Annotated in this window: 1 pseudogene; it reads left to right on the top strand. The window is 48.3% G+C overall.

What is annotated here, in order from left to right:
* A pseudogene (locus A3756_RS27805) lies at positions 1-530 on the top strand (hybrid sensor histidine kinase/response regulator); the annotation flags it as partial.
* Positions 531-760 lie beyond the last annotated feature (230 nt).

Genomic DNA, 760 nt, shown 5'->3' with positions numbered 1-760 from the left:
TGGCTGACCAAACCCTAGAAGATTACGCCTTACGATTCACCGCTCGTAAAGCTCGGCGTATGGGTATTAGCCGTGTCGGCAAAACCGCTTTAGGGGCGACTGCTTTTTTGGCACTTGAAAGCATTGCTGCAGCGGTAACGATTAACTATGGCTTTGTGAATACCATTGCAGCGATGTTAGTCGTTGCAGCGGTTTTCTTTATTACCGGTTTTCCAATTGCTTACTACTCAGCTAAACACGGTTTAGACATTGATCTTTTGACGCGAGGTGCCGGGTTTGGCTACTTAGGCTCCACAGTCACGTCACTTATTTATGCTTCGTTTACTTTTATCTTCTTTGCGATTGAAGCCGCTATTCTCGCATCGGCTTTACATGCCTTGCTGGGTATTCCGCTATCGATCGGGTATTTCATTTGCGCTGTGGCGGTTATCCCTATTGTGATCCGGGGGATTACCACTATTTCGCGTTTTCAAGTCGGGACGCAAACTCTGTGGTTACTATTACAAATCGCGGCAATCGCTACCGTGATCATTGGCAAATAACGCGGCCTGTTGATGCGCGCGCGCAATGATGTCTTCACGCTCAAGGTGGTAATAGGCTAAAAATCGGCTCAACGCGATCTCGCCTTTTAATGGGCTAGCTAAATGCGCAATACCCCACCAATGGAGCGCATGCTTCATGTCGCGCCAGCGCGTTGTCACTTTTTGTTTAATGCTGTGCATGGCAACACCTCACACGCATTACGGCCACCGTTATTTGA

This window comes from Oleiphilus sp. HI0086, from assembly GCF_001635225.1.
Note: the sequence above shows the minus strand (reverse complement) of the source record. Positions and strands in the feature narration are given on the sequence as shown.